This is a genomic window from Pseudomonas sp. SORGH_AS_0199 (genome assembly GCF_031453735.1).
Taxonomy (GTDB): Bacteria; Pseudomonadota; Gammaproteobacteria; order Pseudomonadales; family Pseudomonadaceae; genus Chryseomonas; species Chryseomonas aestiva.
Window position 1 is genome coordinate 816,809 of record NZ_JAVJAE010000001.1, and the last position, 18,058, is coordinate 834,866.

General features: G+C 63.5%; 11 protein-coding genes and 1 pseudogene. All 12 read right to left on the reverse strand.

The genetic code is table 11. The annotated features are described in order from the left end of the window. Window positions 1-13: 13 nt before the first annotated feature. Window positions 14-3,610 (reverse strand): tetratricopeptide repeat protein, encoded by a 3,597-nt coding sequence (locus QE444_RS03875; RefSeq protein ID WP_309737387.1) that lies wholly within the window; start codon window positions 3,608-3,610, stop codon window positions 14-16. Continuing rightward, window positions 3,591-6,347, reverse strand: a complete 2,757-nt coding sequence (locus tag QE444_RS03880) for a bifunctional glycoside hydrolase 114/ polysaccharide deacetylase family protein (RefSeq protein ID WP_309741916.1) — start codon at window positions 6,345-6,347, stop codon at window positions 3,591-3,593. The genes QE444_RS03875 and QE444_RS03880 overlap by 20 nt, the downstream gene beginning before the upstream one ends. A gap of 330 nt (window positions 6,348-6,677) precedes the next feature. Further along, complete coding sequence (locus QE444_RS03885) at window positions 6,678-7,790, reverse strand: polysaccharide biosynthesis/export family protein (RefSeq protein ID WP_133860417.1); 1,113 nt, start codon at window positions 7,788-7,790, stop codon at window positions 6,678-6,680. 285 nt (window positions 7,791-8,075) lie between these two features. Further along, window positions 8,076-9,110, reverse strand: coding sequence for a glycoside hydrolase family 5 protein (locus QE444_RS03890; protein WP_133860606.1), 1,035 nt, complete (start codon window positions 9,108-9,110; stop codon window positions 8,076-8,078). A gap of 57 nt (window positions 9,111-9,167) precedes the next feature. Next, entirely contained in the window at window positions 9,168-10,127 is a 960-nt protein-coding gene (locus tag QE444_RS03895; RefSeq protein WP_309737388.1) for a flippase, read from the reverse strand. 142 nt (window positions 10,128-10,269) lie between these two features. Next, a pseudogene (locus QE444_RS03900) lies at window positions 10,270-10,440 on the reverse strand (oligosaccharide flippase family protein); the annotation flags it as partial. 55 nt (window positions 10,441-10,495) lie between these two features. Continuing rightward, window positions 10,496-11,773, reverse strand: a complete 1,278-nt coding sequence (locus QE444_RS03905) for a hypothetical protein (RefSeq protein WP_133860418.1) — start codon at window positions 11,771-11,773, stop codon at window positions 10,496-10,498. Window positions 11,774-11,857: 84 nt separating this feature from the next. Continuing rightward, on the reverse strand, window positions 11,858-12,598 hold the full coding sequence (locus QE444_RS03910) for a WecB/TagA/CpsF family glycosyltransferase (protein ID WP_158889710.1): 741 nt from the start codon (window positions 12,596-12,598) through the stop codon (window positions 11,858-11,860). After that, on the reverse strand, window positions 12,591-13,466 hold the full coding sequence (locus QE444_RS03915) for a glycosyltransferase family 2 protein (protein WP_133860420.1): 876 nt from the start codon (window positions 13,464-13,466) through the stop codon (window positions 12,591-12,593). Before QE444_RS03915 ends, QE444_RS03910 begins: the two co-directional genes overlap by 8 nt. Before the next feature lie 201 nt (window positions 13,467-13,667). Continuing rightward, window positions 13,668-15,884 (reverse strand): polysaccharide biosynthesis tyrosine autokinase, encoded by a 2,217-nt coding sequence (locus tag QE444_RS03920; protein WP_133860421.1) that lies wholly within the window; start codon window positions 15,882-15,884, stop codon window positions 13,668-13,670. A gap of 15 nt (window positions 15,885-15,899) precedes the next feature. After that, window positions 15,900-16,340: a low molecular weight protein-tyrosine-phosphatase gene (locus tag QE444_RS03925; RefSeq protein ID WP_133860422.1), complete on the reverse strand. Its 441-nt coding sequence runs from the start codon at window positions 16,338-16,340 to the stop codon at window positions 15,900-15,902. A 154-nt stretch (window positions 16,341-16,494) separates the two neighbouring features. Next, window positions 16,495-17,904, reverse strand: coding sequence for an undecaprenyl-phosphate glucose phosphotransferase (locus tag QE444_RS03930; protein WP_133860423.1), 1,410 nt, complete (start codon window positions 17,902-17,904; stop codon window positions 16,495-16,497). Window positions 17,905-18,058 lie beyond the last annotated feature (154 nt).

Consider the following 18,058-nt stretch of genomic DNA (forward strand, 5'->3'; position numbering starts at 1 on the left):
CCCTTGAAGCGGCCTAGCGACCGATTCGATTGCTGTATTGAATGCCCAGGGTGCTGCCGGCCTGACCGCCGCTGCCCTGGGGCGCGGACTGGTAGCCGGCGGTGAACGCCAGTTCGTCGTCGCCGAGCACTACCATGCCCAGGCCGACATTCAAACCGTAGTTGAATTCGCGCTCGGTCCACTGCCAGCCGACCAGGGTGTCCACCAGCCAGCTGTACTGGGGGTGGGTGCGGTTGAGCGAACCGGGAATGCCGCGGCGCCAGCTGCTGCCGACATAGAGCTGGCCATAGCGATCCTGCAACAGCTGGGTGCCGCCCAGGGCCTCCAGGTCGGCCACGGTGACCTCGCCGTTCTCGCCACTGCCGGCCAGCGGCTGCAGGTAGCGGGTGACGCTGGCGGGCAGGGTGCTGCGCGCACTGTTCTGCTGGTAGGTGATGCCGCTGCGCACCTGCCAGGTGGGACCTTCGAAGAAGATCATGTGGCTCAGCTCCAGGTTGAAGGCGAAGCCGCTGCCCAGGGCATCGCCGTCCCGACTGGAATAGCGATTGTGCGCCGCCCGCCAGCTCAGCTGGTCGCGTGGCGTGAGGTTGTGGCGACCCGCCAGGCTGACGCTGTCGCGGCGGCCCAGGGCGCGCAGATAGCCGCTCTCGTCGGGTTGCCGGTGCCAGTCCAGGGCCGCCTCGATCTCGGTGTTGCCATCGATGCGCCAAGTGCGGGCGACGCCCAGGCCCAGGCGATTGCTGTCCGACCGCTGGCTGGCGTCGACGGTGGTTTCCAGACCGCCGTCGGCCAGGTTCTTCAGCACCTTGAGCAGCATCTGGTGTTCGTTGCCCAGGGCGTCGGACTTGAGGCCGCTGCTCTCCACGCGATTCTGCTTGAGCTGGACATCGGCATAGACGTCATCGCTGAGTCGCCGGGCGGCGCGCACCTCGCTGCCCTGTTCGATCAGGCCGCCATAGTCGCGGCGCTCCCAGCCGGCCTGGACGCCATTGGGCGTGCGCTCGGCCTGTTCGGTGGCCTGGCGCAGCAGCTGCCGCTGGATGACCTCCGGTGGCTCGTCGCCGGCCGCCGTCAGGGCCGCGGCCTGGGCGTCGCCGGCATGGCCGAGGCGCTGCAGCACCTCGACGCGCTGCGCCGGATCCAGATCGCCGGCCGCCAGCAGCTTCTCCAGCTCGCCACGATTCTGCCGGCGCAGGACCTCCTGCAACTGCTCGTACTGGCGCACCTTCAGGCCACGACTCTTGGCCCAGGCCAGCCACTCGCTCTTGAGGCCGTCGTCGTTGTTCTGGCTGAGCGCGTCGAGCCACTGGTCGAACCAGAGTTGCAGCATGCTCGGCGAGCCATCCTGCCAGGCGCGCGCCTGGGCCAGCGCCGCCTGGGGGCCGCGCAGGCTGGAGAGCAGCCGCAGGTAGGTGGCATAGCGCTCGGGTGTGGCCGGCACCTCGTCGTTGGCCAGGTGCGGCGTGACGGCCTTGCGCAGTCGCAGCGCCGCGTCCTGGTGACCGGCGGCGTCCAGGGCATCGGCGTAGGCGGCCTGCACCAGCCAGTCCTGGGGGTGGGCTTCCAGGTAGCGGCGATACCAGCCGAGCGCCTCTTCCGCCTGGCCCAGCAGCACCAGGCCGCTGCCGAAGGGTAGCCAGAGCACGTCGCTGTCGCGGGCCCGGCCCTTCCAGTCGCGCAGCAGCGTCGCCAGCTCGGTCTGGCGATTCTGGTCGATGAGCAGCCACAGCAGCCGCTCGCGGAAGCGGTCGTCGTCCGGGAAGCGCTGCAAGGCCTTTCGATAGCCTTCTTCGGCCTGGACGACGCGACCACGCTGGAAGTCCAGCCCCGACCGCGCCAGCCAGACGGCGGGATTGTCGGCCGAGGCCGGCTCGCGCGCGGCACTGGCCAGCAGCCGCTCCAGCGCCGCCGTGTCCTTGAGTTGCTCGGCCCATTGCAGGGCGTCGGTCAGGCGCTTCTGGCTCTTGCTCTTTTCCCAGCTCTTTTCCAGCAGGGCCAGGGCCTTGCGCGGCGCGGTGCGCAGATAGATCGCCAGCAGCCGGTCCTCGTCGTTGGCGGCCAGGCCCTTGTCGCTCGCGGCCAGGCGTTCGAAGGCCAGCTGGGCCTCGCCGTCGCGCTCCAGCTCCCAGGCCAGCTCCGCCCGCAGGCGCCAGTAGTCGTCGCCCTGCCGCTGCTTGGCCGGCATGCCCTCGAGCACCTTCCAGGCCTCTTCGGGCTTGAACAGCTCCCAGAGGGTGCCGGCCCAGCTCAGATACTCGGCGTTGGTCAGCGGGAATCTCTTGCCGAACGCTGTCCAGCCTGCGGCTTCGGCATCGCCCTGCTCGGTACGGGCCAGCAGTTGCTGCAGACGCTCCCAGGCCAGGCGCTGCTTGGGCTGACGCCTGATGTAGTCGCGCAGCCAGCGCTCCTCGGCAGCGGGATCGCCCAGGGACTCGTAGGCGAAGATCAGCGCGTCCAGTTCGGTCTTGTCCAGCTGGCGCCGCCGCGACGCCTCGGCCAGCAACTCGACCACCGCATCGAAGCGAAACGCCCGGGCGGCCAGCTTCCAGGCGTGGTCGCGGCGGGCCGGATCGTCCTGGCGTGCCAGCAGGCGCAACCAGAGGTCGAGGGCTTCGTCCATATGCCCGGTCCATTCGCCCAGCTGGGCCAGTTCCGCGAGCAATTTCTCATCGTCCGGACGCAGGGCCAGCAGCTGATGACCTTCGTCCCAGGCCCGTTCGGTGTCGCCGCGGCCCAGGGCCAGTCGGTAGGCGGCCTCCAGGGCGGCGGGATCGTCCGGTTGCCACTCGCGCCAGCGATCGATCAGCCGCTGGGCCAGATCCAAGCGCCCGCTGCCCTGGGCGGCGGCCACCCCGGCCTGCAGCCAGGCCAGACCGCTGGCATCGGCTTGCAGACGCGGCAGTTCCTGCTCCAGCAGGGCGGCGGCTTCGGCGCCCTGGCCGGCGGCGAGCCAAGCATCGAAGGCCTGGTGCCGGTAGCCCTGGCGCTGTTCGGCAGAATCGGCGAGATCGGCCAGGCGCAGATAGAGACGCGCGGCCTCCTGCTGACGGCCACCGGCCAGGCTCCAGCGGGCCGCCTGTTCCAGCCACTGCTGGCGCCGCGGCGGATCACGCCGGGCCAGTTCGACGTAACGCTGCGCCGCCGTGGCCGGATCCGCCAGTTGCAGGGCGCGCTCGGCCACCCGTTGCAGCTGGGGCGTGCTCAGGGTCGCCATGTCCAGGGCGCTCAGGCGTTGCGCCAGGCGTTCGCGATCGGCGTCGGCCAGGCCTTGCGGCTGGGCTTCCGCCTGCAGGATGTCCATTTCCAGGGCGTAGAAGGGCGTCGAGGCCAGGGGCTCGGGCAGCAGTTGCAACTGACGCCGCGCCTCGTCGATGCGCCCCAGGGCGATCAACTGGTCGATCAGCTTCATGCGCAGCCCGGTATCGTCCGGCGTCGCCTTGAGCAGCACCTGCGCGTAGCTGATGGAGACCTGGTCGGCCGGCTCCTCGCCGGGCAGGAAGACCTGCTTGCCGTGAAAGGTCAGCACCAGCACCAGCGCGGTGAGGAGCGCGACCCCCAGCAGTGTCCAACCGCTCAGGAGCCGGGTTTTCTTAGCCGCAGACGATCTCACCGTCACTCACTTGTGTTAGCGGAAGTTTGAACGTCAGCAGTCCGGCCTGTCCTGACTGGCCCTTGTAGCGCTCGCGACCGACCCGTACCTCGCAGGCCGAGGCCGCGCGCAGGGTCAGCTCCAGCGGAAATTGCCCGGCGAAGGCGAAGCGGATCCGCGTCGGCGACAGGTAGTCCCATTGCTGCAGCGGGATGTTGGCCTCTTCGAGAGCGGGGGTGGGATCGCGGCTGTCACGCAGGACCAGCCGCGCCTGATCGCCGGCCAGGTGGACATAGCGTCCCTGCGGCAGGTCGCGGACCCCGGCGATGCCCTTCGAGCGCTGCAGATCCGGCCAGCCCAGGCGCGGATCCAGGCGCAGGGTGCGCAGGCCGTCGAGGGCCTTGATCGACCAGCTGCCGTCGTCTTCCCGGGCCAGACTGGCGGTATAGAAGCCCCGCAGGCGACTCAGGTAGTCGCTCATCCACAGTGACAGCGGATGCTCGGCGGCCATGCCCTGGTAGATCTCTTCCATGACCTTGAGCGAAGCCTGCTTGGTGCCCGAGTAGAAGTGGTAGTAGAGATTCAGCCCGCGCAGTCGGCGGGGATGCTCGGTGCGCTCGAAGGTATAGAGCAGATCGCGAAAGCCGTAATAGGGACCGCGCCAGAGATTGGTGTAGACGTTCTCGTTGATGATGGGCGCATAGAACTGCAGACCGCCCGGGGTGGGGCGGATGAAGGGATACAGACCGCTCACCGAGGGCTGCGAGCGGGTGATGTGCGAGTTGCCGCCGTTCACGTTGAGCAGGCCGTTGTCGTAGGCGAGCTTGAGGGTCGCCGCATCGGGTTGGGCGTCACCGGACCAGAACACCATCTTCACCGGCTTCTGCGGGGTGGTCAGGCGTTCATTGATATAGCGCGTCGAGCCCACGATCTCCCGGGTGAAATCCACCTTGTCGTAGCCGGGAATCTGCATCATGTAGCCGTACTGGGCTTCGAAGTTCTCGCTCTGCTCGGAGACCGCCGGTTGCCAGAAGAACGGATGGCTGAAGGTGTGGGTGGCCACCTCCACCTTGGGGTCGGCGAACAGGCGGCGGGCGATGGGCTCCAGTTGCGCGGTCAGCTCCGGATAGCGGCCCTTGGGGCCGACCTCGCCTTCGATGATCGAGGCCGAGGTCAGAAAGGGGTGCGGCTGGATGAACCGCTCCAGCACCACCTGGCCGGAAAAGGGCCCGCCCGGAATCTCCGCCTTGGACGCGAAGGCGTCGCCGTCGATGTGCACGGTGGCGATGCGCCGGCCGTTCTCCGTCGTCGGATCGGGTACCGGCAGGGGTGGCAGTTGCAGTGTCTTCGCCGTGAAGGCGAAGGGGTCGATGATCCAGCGACTGGCTTCGGGACCGTCTTCCATGACATAGGGGCCGAAGGCGAAGCCGCCCCAGGAGGCCACGCCCATGGGCACGAAGGTCCCGCCCGGACCGCTCAGGCTGACCACCGGTGTCGGCCCGCCGGGTAGCGTCTGCACGGCGGGCAGATCACGCGTCCGCAACTTGACCGGTGCCTCGAAGTTGCCGGCGAGGGCAGGGTCCGCCACCTTGAGGGTCAGGTTGTCGGGCAGCGGTTTGCGACTGACGCCCAGACCCAGCCGCTTGAGCAGGGCTTCGTTGTCCAGCGGCAGACCGCCGAGGATCAGCAGCGGCGTCTTTTCCTCCAGGCGCTGGCCGATCCAGTCGCTGAAATCCCGCGAATTGGGTGGCGGGCCACTGGTCATCCAGACCACCACCCCGGCATAAAGGGCGCCGGGCCAGGCCGCGGGCAGCGGCTTGGAGGCATCGAAATAGTCCAGGCGATAGCCCTGGTACTCCAGGGCGCTGCCCAGGAAGCGGTGCACCGCCGACTGGCGCAGGGCGCCTTCGCGACCATCGTAGAGCAGCGCCAGCCGGCGTGGCTGCAGGGCCACCGAACTGATGCCCAGGGTGTTGAGATCGGGGGCGGTGATATAGGGCACGTAGCCTTCGTCGCGCAGCCGCTTGGCCAGGCGCCGGGCTTCGTCGCGCTGCTCCGGCGGCAGGTACTCGATGGCGATGACCGGGATGCCGGCACTGCGCGCCGCCTCGATTCGCGGCTTCAGCCAGGCGCGGTCCTGCTCGCTGACCGGGCGATAGGTCTTCTTGCCGGCATCCCAGCCGGCATAGATGGATTCGACCGCCATGGCGGCGGCGACCCCGGGCAATTCGGGTTGCACCTCGAAGCCGCGATTGAAAAACAGCTTGAGCGACGGCTGGCGGCGGTGCAGGTCGGCCAGCAGGCTCTTGAGCGCCAGGCGCTGGCTTTCCCGCTGGTCTTCGGCCACCAGCTGGAAACTGTCGAGGGTATCGAGGAACAGCCCGGTGTAACCGGCCTTGGCCAGTTGGGCGGCGCGTTCGAGCAGATGGGCTCGCCAGACCGGCGACGCCAGGTTCATCACCTGGCTGCCCCAGGCCTTGTTGGCCACCGGGCTGGCACCGGCACTGAGGCCGGCCTTTTCCAGGGCCGCCGCATCGCCGGCGAATTCGCCAATGGACACATAGGCGAAGGGTTGGGCTCCGGCCTCGTGCAGGGCGCGGACATCGGCGGCGCTGGCATGTCCGGGTTCGAGCACCACCCAGTCGAACTGCGCGAGTTCGGCTACCGGCGGTTTTTCCGCGTACCAGAACGCCACGCTGGCGGGCGCCGCCAGGGCCGTCCCCAAGAGAGACAGATAGCCCAGCAGCCCTACCGTCAGCCTGCGCCACCAACCGAAGCGGGACCTTGCTCTTGTTGCCTTGCCTGACGCCACACCCAGTCCTTAAACGTGCCCAACTTCGGTATCAGGTTAGCTACATTACGCAAAAGCGTGACGAAAAACTGCCTGTGCCAGGCCGAGCGGCAGCAATTATGGGGCTAATAGGTATCGAAATAATTAATCGGCGACGGGCGAGGCCGTCTAGGCAGCGGATTTCAGATTTTTTTGGCGGGGAAAATAGTGCAGAGATGCAGAGGGAGGGTGTAGCAGAACGTCAGAGGAATTACCGTCATGCGCGGCGGTAACCGGCATGACGGCAAGCGAGCGCTATTACTTGAAGCTGCTGTTCAGGCTGGCGCTGGAGGACAGGATGTTGGTGGAACCCAGCAGTTGGCTGACGAAGCGGTTCCAGCGGGTGATACCGGCCGGGCCAACGAAGACCACGTCCTGCGGCTGCAGATGGAAGTTCTGCGCCAGCACATAGGCGGTCGGGTTCTTGGCCGCCAGGTGGAAGACCTGGGCAGTGGCACCCGGCGCCTTCAGATCTTCCGGGCCACGGATGACGTAGACGGCATCGGCGTTGGCGGTTTCCTGCTGGATGCCGCCGGCCTGGCTCAGGGCTTCCATCAGGTTCAGGTTGGTGATCTTGTAGCTGACCGCTGCGGGCGAGCGGACTTCACCGACCACATAGACCTTGCGGGCATCGTTGTAGGGCAGGTGAATGCTGTCACCGTCCTTCAGGTAGATGCCGTACAGCTTGGAATCCTTGCGGTTCAGGCTGTCGGTATCCAGGCGGTATTCCTTGCCGTCGCGGACCAGGGTCACGCCGGTCAGATCGGCACCACCGGTGTTGGCCACGCCAACCTGGCCCAGGGCTTCCACCAGGGTGATGGGCTTGGTGGTCAGAGGAATGGCATCGCCCTTGTTCACCGCACCGGAGACGGTGACCTTCTGGCTGCCGAACTTCAGCACGCTGACGTCGATCTGGGGATTGTCGATGAAGGTGGCCAGACGGCGGGAGATATCGGTGCGGATCTCTTCTAGGGTCTTGCCGGCGGCGCGCACGGTGCCGACGTAGGGGTAGAACAGGGTGCCATCCGGACGTACCAGGCGACCGTTGGCTTCCAGCTGCTGCTGGGCGCCGGACGGAGCGGTCAGTTCGGGGTGATCCCAGACGGTGATGTAGAGCAGGTCGCTCGCACCGACGCGGTAAGCCTGCGGCTTGTAGTCCAGCAGGGGCTTGAGGTCGGGAGCCTTGGACAGGGCCGCGGAATCCTGGCTCATCAGCAGCGAGCTGGTGATCGGGATCAGCTGGACCTTGGTGCCCTGGATGCTCGGATCGCTCTTCAGGTCGTCCTGGTCCAGGTACTGACCCGGGGAGTAGGCACAACCCTGCAGGACGATGCCGGACAGCAAGGCCAGAGCGGTAAATTTGGTTTTCATGTCATTCGTCCTTGATTGCTGATTGAGTGTGAGCAAGAGGAATAAATCGGAAGGTAGAAGCAACGAGCCGGTTATTCATGGTGTTCCTTCGCAAGACGCGGCGAGCCTCGACGGTGGACCAGGTTCCAGGTGACCCGTCTGTCCAGCGTACGAGAGAACTCGAGGTCTCAGCTTTTAGTTGTATGAGCACCTGAGTCTGCTGGTCTAGGACTGGCCTTTAGCCATCGAGTTCAGCGCCCCGGGAGCGGAAAAAGGTGACGCCGTTCGAAATCTGTCACATCTCCGCTAACGAGGTCCTATGACTTGGCAGTCATGTTTGTTCAGGTGTTTTTGCAGCAGGGCCGTCTGCGGCTTCTCCGTGCCGTTCTTGGGTTCGATGGCCAGAGGATAGTCGCCCCAGCCCGGACCGGCCGCCCAATAGGCGCTGGGTACGCACTGCTCGCCCAGATAGCTCAGCAGATTGTCCATGGCTTCCAGCCACTGTGGGTGTGCAGGTATCCCATATTCGCCAACGAAGCCGCGCAAATTGTGCTGTTTCAGCCATTCGATGAAGGGGCGGGTTCTTTCCACGCCGATCATGGGATGGACGCCCTTCATGCCCGAGGCGTAATTGCCGCTGGAATCGTCGTCGAAGTAGATATGGGCCTCATAGATGAGGTTGTCCGCCGGATCCTTGATCAGCAGGTCGCCATTCACCTGGGGCCAGCGCTGGGCACTGGACCAGCTGTCGCCGGCGATGAAGATCGGCGTCTTCATGTCGACGCTGCGGATGCTGTCCACGGCCGTCTGGGCCGCGCGGGGCCAGAGACCCTGGGTGTCATGGGGCTCGTTCATGACATCGTAGCCGTACAGCGCCGGATGCTTCTGGAAGGTCAGGGCCAGGCGTTTCCAGGCATCGGCGTAGCTGGCGTAGGGCACCTGGGAAGAGCCGATCAGCTGACCGCGATAGCGCGCGTAGTTGTGCATGTCCAGGATCACGCGGATCCCGTACTTGTCGGCGAAATCCAGGGTGCGCTGCAGCAGCGCGACCTGGGCCTGGTCCAGTTCACCGCCCAGCTGGGGTTGCACCCGCTCCCAGAGGAAGGGAAAGCGGATGAAGCGGATGCCCTTGGCCGCGTAGCGGCGGAAGTAATCTTCGGTGGGGTAGAAGTAGTTGGTGCCTTCCACGCCCGGCAGGACCTGGCCGGCGAAGCCGGCGGCCGACATGTTGATGCCGATGAGGTCCACCTTGGCCGTCGCCGACTCGGGCTGAGCCTGGCCATAAAGCGCCGCGGACAACAAGACGGTGGCCAGCAGGCCACCACCGATACGACGTTTCACTCGTGACACGGACAGCACCTCTCGTGTATTGCGGAAATTCGTCTGGGCAGGGCTCCCTCAGGAGCTCTGCTGATAGACCGGCGCGGGTTGCAGCGGCGGTGTGCGCCGGGCGAAGTATTCCAGCGCCAGATAGTCCACGGTCACCCGGATGGTCCAGGCGATGGCGGCGCCCATGATGGAGAAATGCTGGATGCAGACCACCAGCAGACCCAGGTAGGGCAGCAGTTCGGCGAGATGGATCATCGCGGTGGTCCGCGAATGACCGCGGGCCTGGATCTTGGCGAAGGGAATCTGTGCCAGGGCGTTGAAGATGAAGCCCACCACCAGGATGCGCAGGATCTGCGCGGCATCGCCGCCGTACTCAGGGCCCATCCATACGGTCATGATCCAGGGCGCCAGCGCCAGGATCGGCAGCACCATCGCCAGGCTGATCAGCAACAGGCCCCAGAAGGCCTTGTTGGCCTGGCGCGTAGCGTCCTCACTGCTCTTGCTCAGCAGCGGGAACACCACCCGGGCCACGGCATTGGGGATGATCAGCATCCGCGAGACCGCCTCGGCCGGGGCGGTGTAGAAGGACACGCGGCTGGCACCGACCATGTGCGACAGCACGAAGCGGTCGAAATAGACCATCAGCGGACTGATGATGTTGCTCACCGTCATCCAGCTGCCGAATTTCAACAGCTCCTTGAACACCTCGGCCTTGAAGGTCCGAATGCCTTCCGGGAAATCCTTGTGCAACGGCCAGTAGGCCAGCGCCATGGAGACCACCCGGGCCAGCACCAGGCCGATCACGGTGGCGGAAAAGCTCGGTTCGATCAGTACCGCGATCAGCGGCGCGATCGCCAGCAGACTGTTGGAGAAGGTCCGCAGGATGTTGAATTCGCCGAAGCGCTCGTTGCCTTCCAGGTAGGCGAACCAGACCGTCGCCAGCAGGAAGGGCGGGACGCACAGGCTCAGCCAGCGAAAGCCGGCCACGGCATTGTCGAAATGCTCGGGCGAGACGTGCAGCAGACTCACCACCTTGCCCGCGCCGAACCACAGCAGCAGTGTCGCCAGCAGACTCAGGCCGATGACGGCGCCGGTGGCCGGTACCCATGACCAGCCGATTGCGCTCCTTGTCGCCGTGGTGCATGGCGACGGCGCGGATCACCGCGCGCGACAGGCCGGCATCGAACAGGGTGGCATAGCCGACAATGGCGAAGGCCAGGGTGAACAGGCCGAATTGCTCGACACCGAGCAGGCGCGACAGCACACCCATGGTGGGCAGCGCGATGGCACTGGGAATGACGACACCCAGGATGTTCCAGGTGCTGTTTTTGATCATCGACATCGTGGGGGTGAAAACTCCTTGGGGCCGCCCGGCGGACACCGGGCGGCACGAGGGATCAGACCGGGCGAGCCAGCTGGCTGCTCGGGCGCGGGTAGGGACTGCTGACGTAGGTCTCCGGGGCGGACGCGGAGCTGTAGTGGTGCAGCGCGCGCAGGGCCTGGATCACCATCAGGTAGCAGATGGTGGCCTGGAGGTACTCGAAGAAGCCGGCCAGCGGCCAGATCACCAGCTGGGCCAGGGTGGCGGTCACCACGAAGCCGGTATCGGGGTGCAGCATCTTGGCCCAGCGATAGTAGAGGAACAGCGACACCGGGATGATGATGAAGGCCAGGAAGCCGAAGCGGAACAGGGTGCCGAACACCCCGACGTCGGAGAGGAAGAAGTACTCGCCGAAATAGGGGATGAAGCCGTTGTTCCACATCAGCGACAGCGAGCCACTCGGCAACCAGTGGTTCTGGCTGAGGTGGGAGAAGATGTAGCCGATGGTCTGCTCACGCACGCCATCGGTGGGACCGTCCTCCACCGACTGGGCATAGAAGTCCAGATTCAGCCCCAGCACCTTCATCAGGTCCGGGAAGATGAAGAAGGGCGACAGCAGCAGCGTAGAGACGCAGATCCAGACGATGGACTTGCTCTTCAGGCAGAACACGGTGAAAACCAGCGCCAGCACGATCAGCTGCCGGGTCTGGGTACCAAACACCAGGGTCAGCAGGAAGACCATGGCCAGCACGATGTGGACGGTCTTGCTGCGCGTCGAGCCATCGATCGGCGAGATGCCCTTGTTCCAGGTCTGGATGCAGTAGAAGTAGGCCAGGCACAGCGCCGGCGCACCGATGGAGGAACGGTCCGGGCGGTCGAAGGAGGACTGCTTGTCACGCAGGTCCGGCAGCACGCCGAACTTGAACATCCAGGCCATCACGGCGGCCAGCAGCGCGGTGATCAGCAGAGCCTTCTCGAATTGCGAGGCGGTCATGTTGCGACCGAGGAACATCAGGGTGGCGAAGCCGAAGCAGAACAGGATCCGCCGCTCCTCGATCAGGCCATAGATCAGCGGCTGACCGTAGAACAGGAAGGAAAAGACCGCTGGCAACCCGATGAAGACCACCGACGAATAGACGGCGTAGGTCATCAGGATCTTGAATTCGCGCTGCTGGGTGCCAATGCTGGTCAGCAGGTAGAAGAAGGTGAAGGCCATGCAGATGGCCAGATACAGCTCGTTCAGATAGAGGATGCCGACCGGGTTGTGCGGGCTTTCGCCGAACACGTCCAGGTGCAGGATCAGCAACGGGATCAGGAGAACGAAGGAAACGGTACTTTTACGGAGAATGCTCATAGACCTACCCATCCAGACAGGACCACCGGACGGCTTGTCCGGTGGTCATCTTCCTTGCGGCTGAGAACGCTGCGAGGCAGCCACTCAGGTGCGTCGACTGCTGCGTTCCTTGAGATAGATGGGCAGGATGCTCAACGCATCGTGCACGTAACGCTTGGCCAGCCGTTTGGGCTCCGAGCACAGCCGGTGCAGCCATTCCAGCCTGGCTTTCTGCATCCAGCGCGGTGCGCGCTTGACGGTGCCCACGGCGAACAGGATGGACGCGCCGATGCACAGGCCGACACCGGTACGCTTGCTGCTGTCGATCTGCCGCGCGAGCTTTTCCTGACGCGGCGCCCCTACGGCATAGAGGATGAATTCCGACGGATTCTGCATCACGAAGTCGACGCATTTCTGCGTCTCCAGCGGATCGTTGATGAAGCCCATCGGCGGGTTGTAGTGCGCCAGCTGGATGTGCGGATACATCCGGCGCAACTTGCCGACGTCGTTCTCGCTGGAGCCGATCAGCACCACCGACAGGCGCTCGTCGTTGGCCTTGCGCAGGATGCTCAGGGTCAGATCGCTGCCGGTGATGACCTCGGGCACGGCGACGCCCAGCGACTTGAGGATGGGCATCAGGATCCGGCTGTCGCAGATGCGCTTGCCGGCGCGCTGATAGGACTCGCGCATGTCGGCATTGCTCTGCAGCTGCACGACATGGTCGATGTTCGGCGTGACGATGTAGCTGTAGGGCCGATGGATGTCCTGGCTGATCGAGTTCAGCAACTCGTCCTTGGTACCGGTGAAGAAGTCGATACCAAAGGCTTGGGTGCGTAGGTTAGACATGCATCGTCGCTCCCTTGAAGGCGCCCTTGACGCCGGACCAGGCCAGTTTCGGATTCTTGAATTCCTTGAGCACGGTGATGCCGGACAGCAACACGGCGGAGACCAGTGCGTAGGGGGTACCGTGGAACTTGCGATTGAAACGGGTGGCCGCGCGGTTGCGGAAGTAGTGATAGAAGGCGCTACGTCCACCCGAGCTCATGGAGCCGTAATGATAGAGCTGGCTCTCGGGCGAAACCTTAAGGGCGACGCCCTTGCGCTTGGCCTGGTGCTGCCAGTCCACCTCTTCGGAGTACATGAAGTAGGCTTCGTCCATGAATCCGATCTCGGTCAGCAGGCTGGCGCAGAAAGCCATGCTGCACCCCATGATGTAGTCGGGTTCGCGGTCCAGCTTGGAGATCTCGCTGACCTCGATGTCCTTGCCCAGCAGCTTGGACTTGCCCAGCAGCGGATAGAGGATGCCGCCGCCGTAGCACTCCAGGCGACCGGTCTGGGAGCTCAGGATCACTGAGCCGACGATGGTCTTGGGCGCGCGCTGCAGTTCGGCCAGCAAGGGCGCGAAGGCATCGTCCTTGACGTAGGCGTCGTTGTTGACGACCCAGAAATGCTTGACCGCCAGATTGTCCAGCGCCCAGCGCATGCCGTAGTTGTTGCCACCGGCATAGCCGTCGTTGCGGGGACTGGCGAGCACGGTGACCTGGCTCAGGCCGTTTTCGGCCTGCCAGCGTTGCAGGACGTCGATGGAGCCGTCCTGGGAATCATTGTCCACCACCACCGTGTGATCGATGGACGGGCAGTGCTTGAGGATGCTCTCCACACAACTGATGGTTTCGTTGGGGGCCTTGTAGTTGAGCACCATGACTACGTTCATTGGCGTGTTCCTATTCTTCAGAATCATCAATCCGGTACAGCGTCGAGATCCAAGGCTGCCAAGCGTGGCCGGGTTCAGGAGCGAACCCTTCGAAATCGCTGTGTGAGGTAGTTTCTTGTTCGATGCGCCTGTACGAATACTGCCGCGATCCCTGAAGGGATTGGCTGGACGGCGCTCAGGCCGTCCAGCCGGGGTCGTGCATCAGCTCTTGGCGTCCTGCTCGTAGGAGTAGTGGTAGTTGCCATAGGAGCCGTAGTTACTGGCCTTGCGTTCGACGGCGTTGAAGATCACGCCCTTGAGCGGAATGCCGTTGAGGTCGAAGCGGCGCTTGGTCGCCTCAAGCTCCTTGACACTGTTCACGCCGAAACGTGCGACGATCAGGCTGGTACCGGCATGACTGCCGATGATGCCGGCCTCGGTCACCGCCAGGATCGGCGGGGTGTCGATGATCACGATGTCGTACAGCTCGCTGAATTTCTTCAGCACGGTGGTGAAGCGGAGGCTCATCAGCAGTTCCGACGGATTCGGCGGGAACTGGCCGCAGGAGACGAAATCCAGGCTGCCGACTTCGGTCTTCTTGATGGCGTCGTTCAGGGCGATGCGGCCGCTCAGCAGATCGGACAGACCGTCCTGCTGCTTGGTGTTCATCAGCTTGTGCAGATAGCCCTTGCGCATGTCGCCGTCGATCAGCAGGACGCGCTGGCCGGACTCGGCGATCACCGCGGCCAGGTTCGAGGACACGAAGGACTTGCCGACGCCCGGGCTGGGACCGGAGATCATCAGGATGTTGTTCTTGGCCTCGATCATGGCGAAGTGCAGGCTGGTACGCAGGCTGCGCAGCGCCTCGGTGCTCAGATCGGTCGGATGGGTGATGGCGGTCAGCGAGGATTCGCCCGGCTGCTTGGTGCCCAGTACCTTGGTGGTGTCCGCCTGGTTCTTGCTGTAGGGGATCGAGGCGTAGACCGGCAGACCGATCTGCTCGATGGCTTCCGGGGTCTCGACACCGCGACGCAGGGTATGACGGGTGTAGACGATGGCCAGGCCGACGATGCCGCCGAGGATGATGGCGACGGCGATGATCAGCGGCTTGTTGGGCGCGGACGGATCGTCGACGTTGGCGTTGGCGTTGTCGATGATGCGGACGCTACCCACGGTACCGGCGCGAATGACTTCCAGTTCCTGAGCCTTGTTCAGCATCAGCGCATAGGTCTGGCCGGTCACCTCGATGTCGCGGTTCAGACGCAGCAGTTCCTGCTGGGTTTCCGGCAGCACTTCGACGCGCTTCTGCAGCTTGGCGCGCTCGGCCTGGAGTTGGCCCAGCTGGCTCATCAGCGCCTGGTAGGCCGGGTGCTGGCGAGTGAACTTGCGATCCATCTCGGTGCGCTTCAGGTTCAGCTCGGAGATCTGGTTGTCCAGGGCAACGGTCTGTTCCAGGACACCCTTGGTCTCGCTGTCGATATCGACCGACTTCTTGTTGGTCTGGTAGTAGTTCAGCGCGGACTGGGCCTTTTCCAGGTCGGATTTCACGACCGGGATCTGGGCACGCAGGAATTCCAGACTCTGGGTGGACTCGGCGGCGTTGCGATCGATGTTCTGCTGAACGTAGATGTCCGCGACTTCCTGGACGATGGCCTGGGCCTTCAGCGGATCCGCGTCCTGCAGACCGACACCGATGATGCCCGACATCTTGCCGCGCTCACCGGCGACGATGCGACCCTGGTATTCCTGGATGGTCTTGGAGAAACGCTTCTTCATGATGGTGAATTCGGTGCCAGGGCGAGCCTGCAGCGTAGTCACCTTGATCTGGTACCCGGCATTGCTCACCGGCTGGCCGAGGCCACCGTGCAGTACCACTTCGTCGTCGGCATTGAAGACGGTGAAGTTCTGGTTGTCCTCGACCTTCAGCTTCATCGGCTTGTCGAGATTGCTGTCCGGTACTTCCAGTTGGTCGATGACCAGCTTCTCGCCGCCCCAGGCAAAGCTGTTCAGGCCGAGCAGGGGAGAGGCGACGTCGGTTTCATTCTGCGGATCGAAACGACGCGCGACGAAGTTGCCGATCAGCGGGAAGTAGCGCGGCTTGACCTCGATATCCAGCTTGAGGTTCTCGATCGCCTTGCCGATCACGGAGCGCGACTTGAGCAGCTCGATCTCGGTCACCGCCTCGGGCATGGGCGGCGGCATGCCGGTGGACTGATCGGTCAGTCGGGTAACGCCCTTCTTCTCCATTTCGATCTGGATCATGGCGTTGGACGAATACATCGGCGTGGCCAGGATGGCATAGCCGATACCGAGCGCAGCGAAAATGCCGATTACCGACAGGAGTTGCCATTTGTAATCGATCAACATACCGAAGAGTGCGGAGAAGTTGATATCCGACTCATTCTTAACTTCGGGAGTAAAGCGAGGCATCGTGGTCATGAAATTCCTTCTTCCCTATTTGATGTATGGAAGCCAACTGTCTACACAGCGCGTCAAAAGTATTTGGACATTTTGAAACATCTCTTTAGAAAGGCGATAAGGGTCTGGTACTTCTTGATTGCTCAACCATTTCCCGATCAGAAAAACCTTACCCCTGACTTCAGGAGCAATACTTTCGACGGAGCGTGAGTGGAACTCTTCCATGGTCAAAATCAAATCCGCCTTGCGCAGCATCTCTGCATCCGCCTGGCGAGCTTTGTGGGTCGTGAAATCGATGCCGTTCTCCCGTAGTAGTACCTCCTGAGCGGTCTTCTCGATGCCGTGGCCGACCAGCGCCCTGATGCCGGCCGAGCCGACCTGGACGTCACGGCCTTCCAGGGCCTTGGCCAGTAGTGCTTCTGCGACCGGGCTACGGCAGATGTTCCCTTCGCATACAACCAATATCGACTTGATCATTCTTCAAAACCTTCCTGTTGTCCGGACAACAGGTATCGACGGCAGATAGCCCAGCAATCCCCTTGGGAGTTGCTCGCTGCCGATGTAATTAGAGTCAGGAGTCGAGGCTCCAGATCGTCGTGCTGAGCAGTGGGGCCAGCGGCCCCGGCCAGACTCAGTATGCGTTCTTATTGATGAAGCCTTTGAACAGCGTGAGGAAGATGATCTTGACGTCCCACCAGAAGGACCAGTGGTGGATGTAGTCCAGATCGAACTCGACGCGTTTCTGCATCTTGTCCAGGGTGTCGGTCTCGCCGCGCCAGCCGTTGACCTGAGCCCAGCCGGTAATGCCGGGCTTCATCTTGTGGCGGAGCATGTAGCCCTGCACCAGCTTGCGGTACTGCTCGTTGTGAGCGACGGCATGGGGGCGGGGACCGACGATGGACATTTCGCCGCGGAGTACATTAATGAATTGAGGTAATTCATCGAGAGACGTACGTCGTAAAAATGCACCAAACGGGGTGATCCGGGAGTCATTCTTGGTGGCCTGGGTGACCTTGGCGCCGTTTTCCATGACCTTCATGCTGCGGAATTTCCACACTTCGATCGGCTTGCCGTCCATGCCGTAGCGCTTCTGCTTGAAGAAGATCGGACCGGGCGAGGTGATCTTGATGCCGATGGCGATGGCCAGCATGGGCAGGGAGATCATGGCGAGGATGATCGAAGCCAGCACGATATCCTCGATACGTTTGACGATATGGCTGGCGCCATCCATCGGGGTATCGAAGATGCTGATGCTGGGCAGGCCGTCCAGGCTTTCGCTGCGGGCGTGCAGCAGGTGGAACATGAAGATGTCCGGGATGATGTACACCGAAGCCGTGGTATCGCTCAGCTCCTGGACCAGCCAGTTGATCTTGCTCTGATCGGCCATGCCCAGGGTGATGTAGACCTTGTCGACCAGGCCGGAGCGGACGTCCTGCATGAGCTGGTCGAGGCCGCCATTCAGCGCCGGGCTGGGCACGCCTTCCTCACCGGTATCCTGGTTGTCGCTATAGAAGCCGGCAATGCGCAGGCCCATCCAGGGCGCCGTGCTGATGGTGTGCGCCAGGCGCTGGGCAACCATGCCGTTGCCGGCGATGGCGACGTTGCGGGTATTGATGCCAGCCTTGCGCAGGGAGTGCATGATCGAGCGCAGCAGCACGCGATAGCCGCACAGGGTACCCAGCGTCAGACCCAGCCAGCCCTGCATCACGCCAGGCGTCAGATAGGACTGATCGAAGAAGAAGTAGTCCACCATGAACACGGTCGCGAAGGTCAGCACCCAGTAGGTGGCGATCTTGAGCAGTTCATCGGTGATGCGCTCGCCGCGCCAGGAACCATAGACGTGGTTCAGCTCGGTGAGGAAGTGGAAGATCAGCAAGGACAGGAAGATGACGACCCAATGCTCGGGACGCATGCCGGTGTCCGACGCCCAGGTGCCTGCCACGTAGGCGCTCAGCGTGATCACGGCGAGATCGAGCAGGCGGTGTGCGAGCGAGATTGCCGAGGAATTCGTATGCAAAATGCCGCGTTCTTTCAAATTCATGGTTCCATCCTTGTGCGTATACCGTGCACGAACTTTCAACTGGGCGAGGCAGCTACCAGCGTATGAAATGTTCACTATGGCGCTCTAGGACCGATGACTGACCACCGATCGCTAAATGCCATGATGGCTGTAGCGACGTTAGGACTCGGCACTG

Coding starts and splice junctions, on each gene's coding strand:
- QE444_RS03885 (WP_133860417.1), bottom strand. CDS start 7,790: ATGAAAACCAAATTTACCGCTCTGGCCTTGCTGTCCGGCATCGTCCTG.
- QE444_RS03905 (WP_133860418.1), bottom strand. CDS start 11,773: ATGAGCATTCTCCGTAAAAGTACCGTTTCCTTCGTTCTCCTGATCCCG.
- QE444_RS03910 (WP_158889710.1), bottom strand. CDS start 12,598: ATGTCTAACCTACGCACCCAAGCCTTTGGTATCGACTTCTTCACCGGT.
- QE444_RS03915 (WP_133860420.1), bottom strand. CDS start 13,466: ATGAACGTAGTCATGGTGCTCAACTACAAGGCCCCCAACGAAACCATC.
- QE444_RS03920 (WP_133860421.1), bottom strand. CDS start 15,884: ATGACCACGATGCCTCGCTTTACTCCCGAAGTTAAGAATGAGTCGGAT.
- QE444_RS03925 (WP_133860422.1), bottom strand. CDS start 16,340: ATGATCAAGTCGATATTGGTTGTATGCGAAGGGAACATCTGCCGTAGC.
- QE444_RS03930 (WP_133860423.1), bottom strand. CDS start 17,904: ATGAATTTGAAAGAACGCGGCATTTTGCATACGAATTCCTCGGCAATC.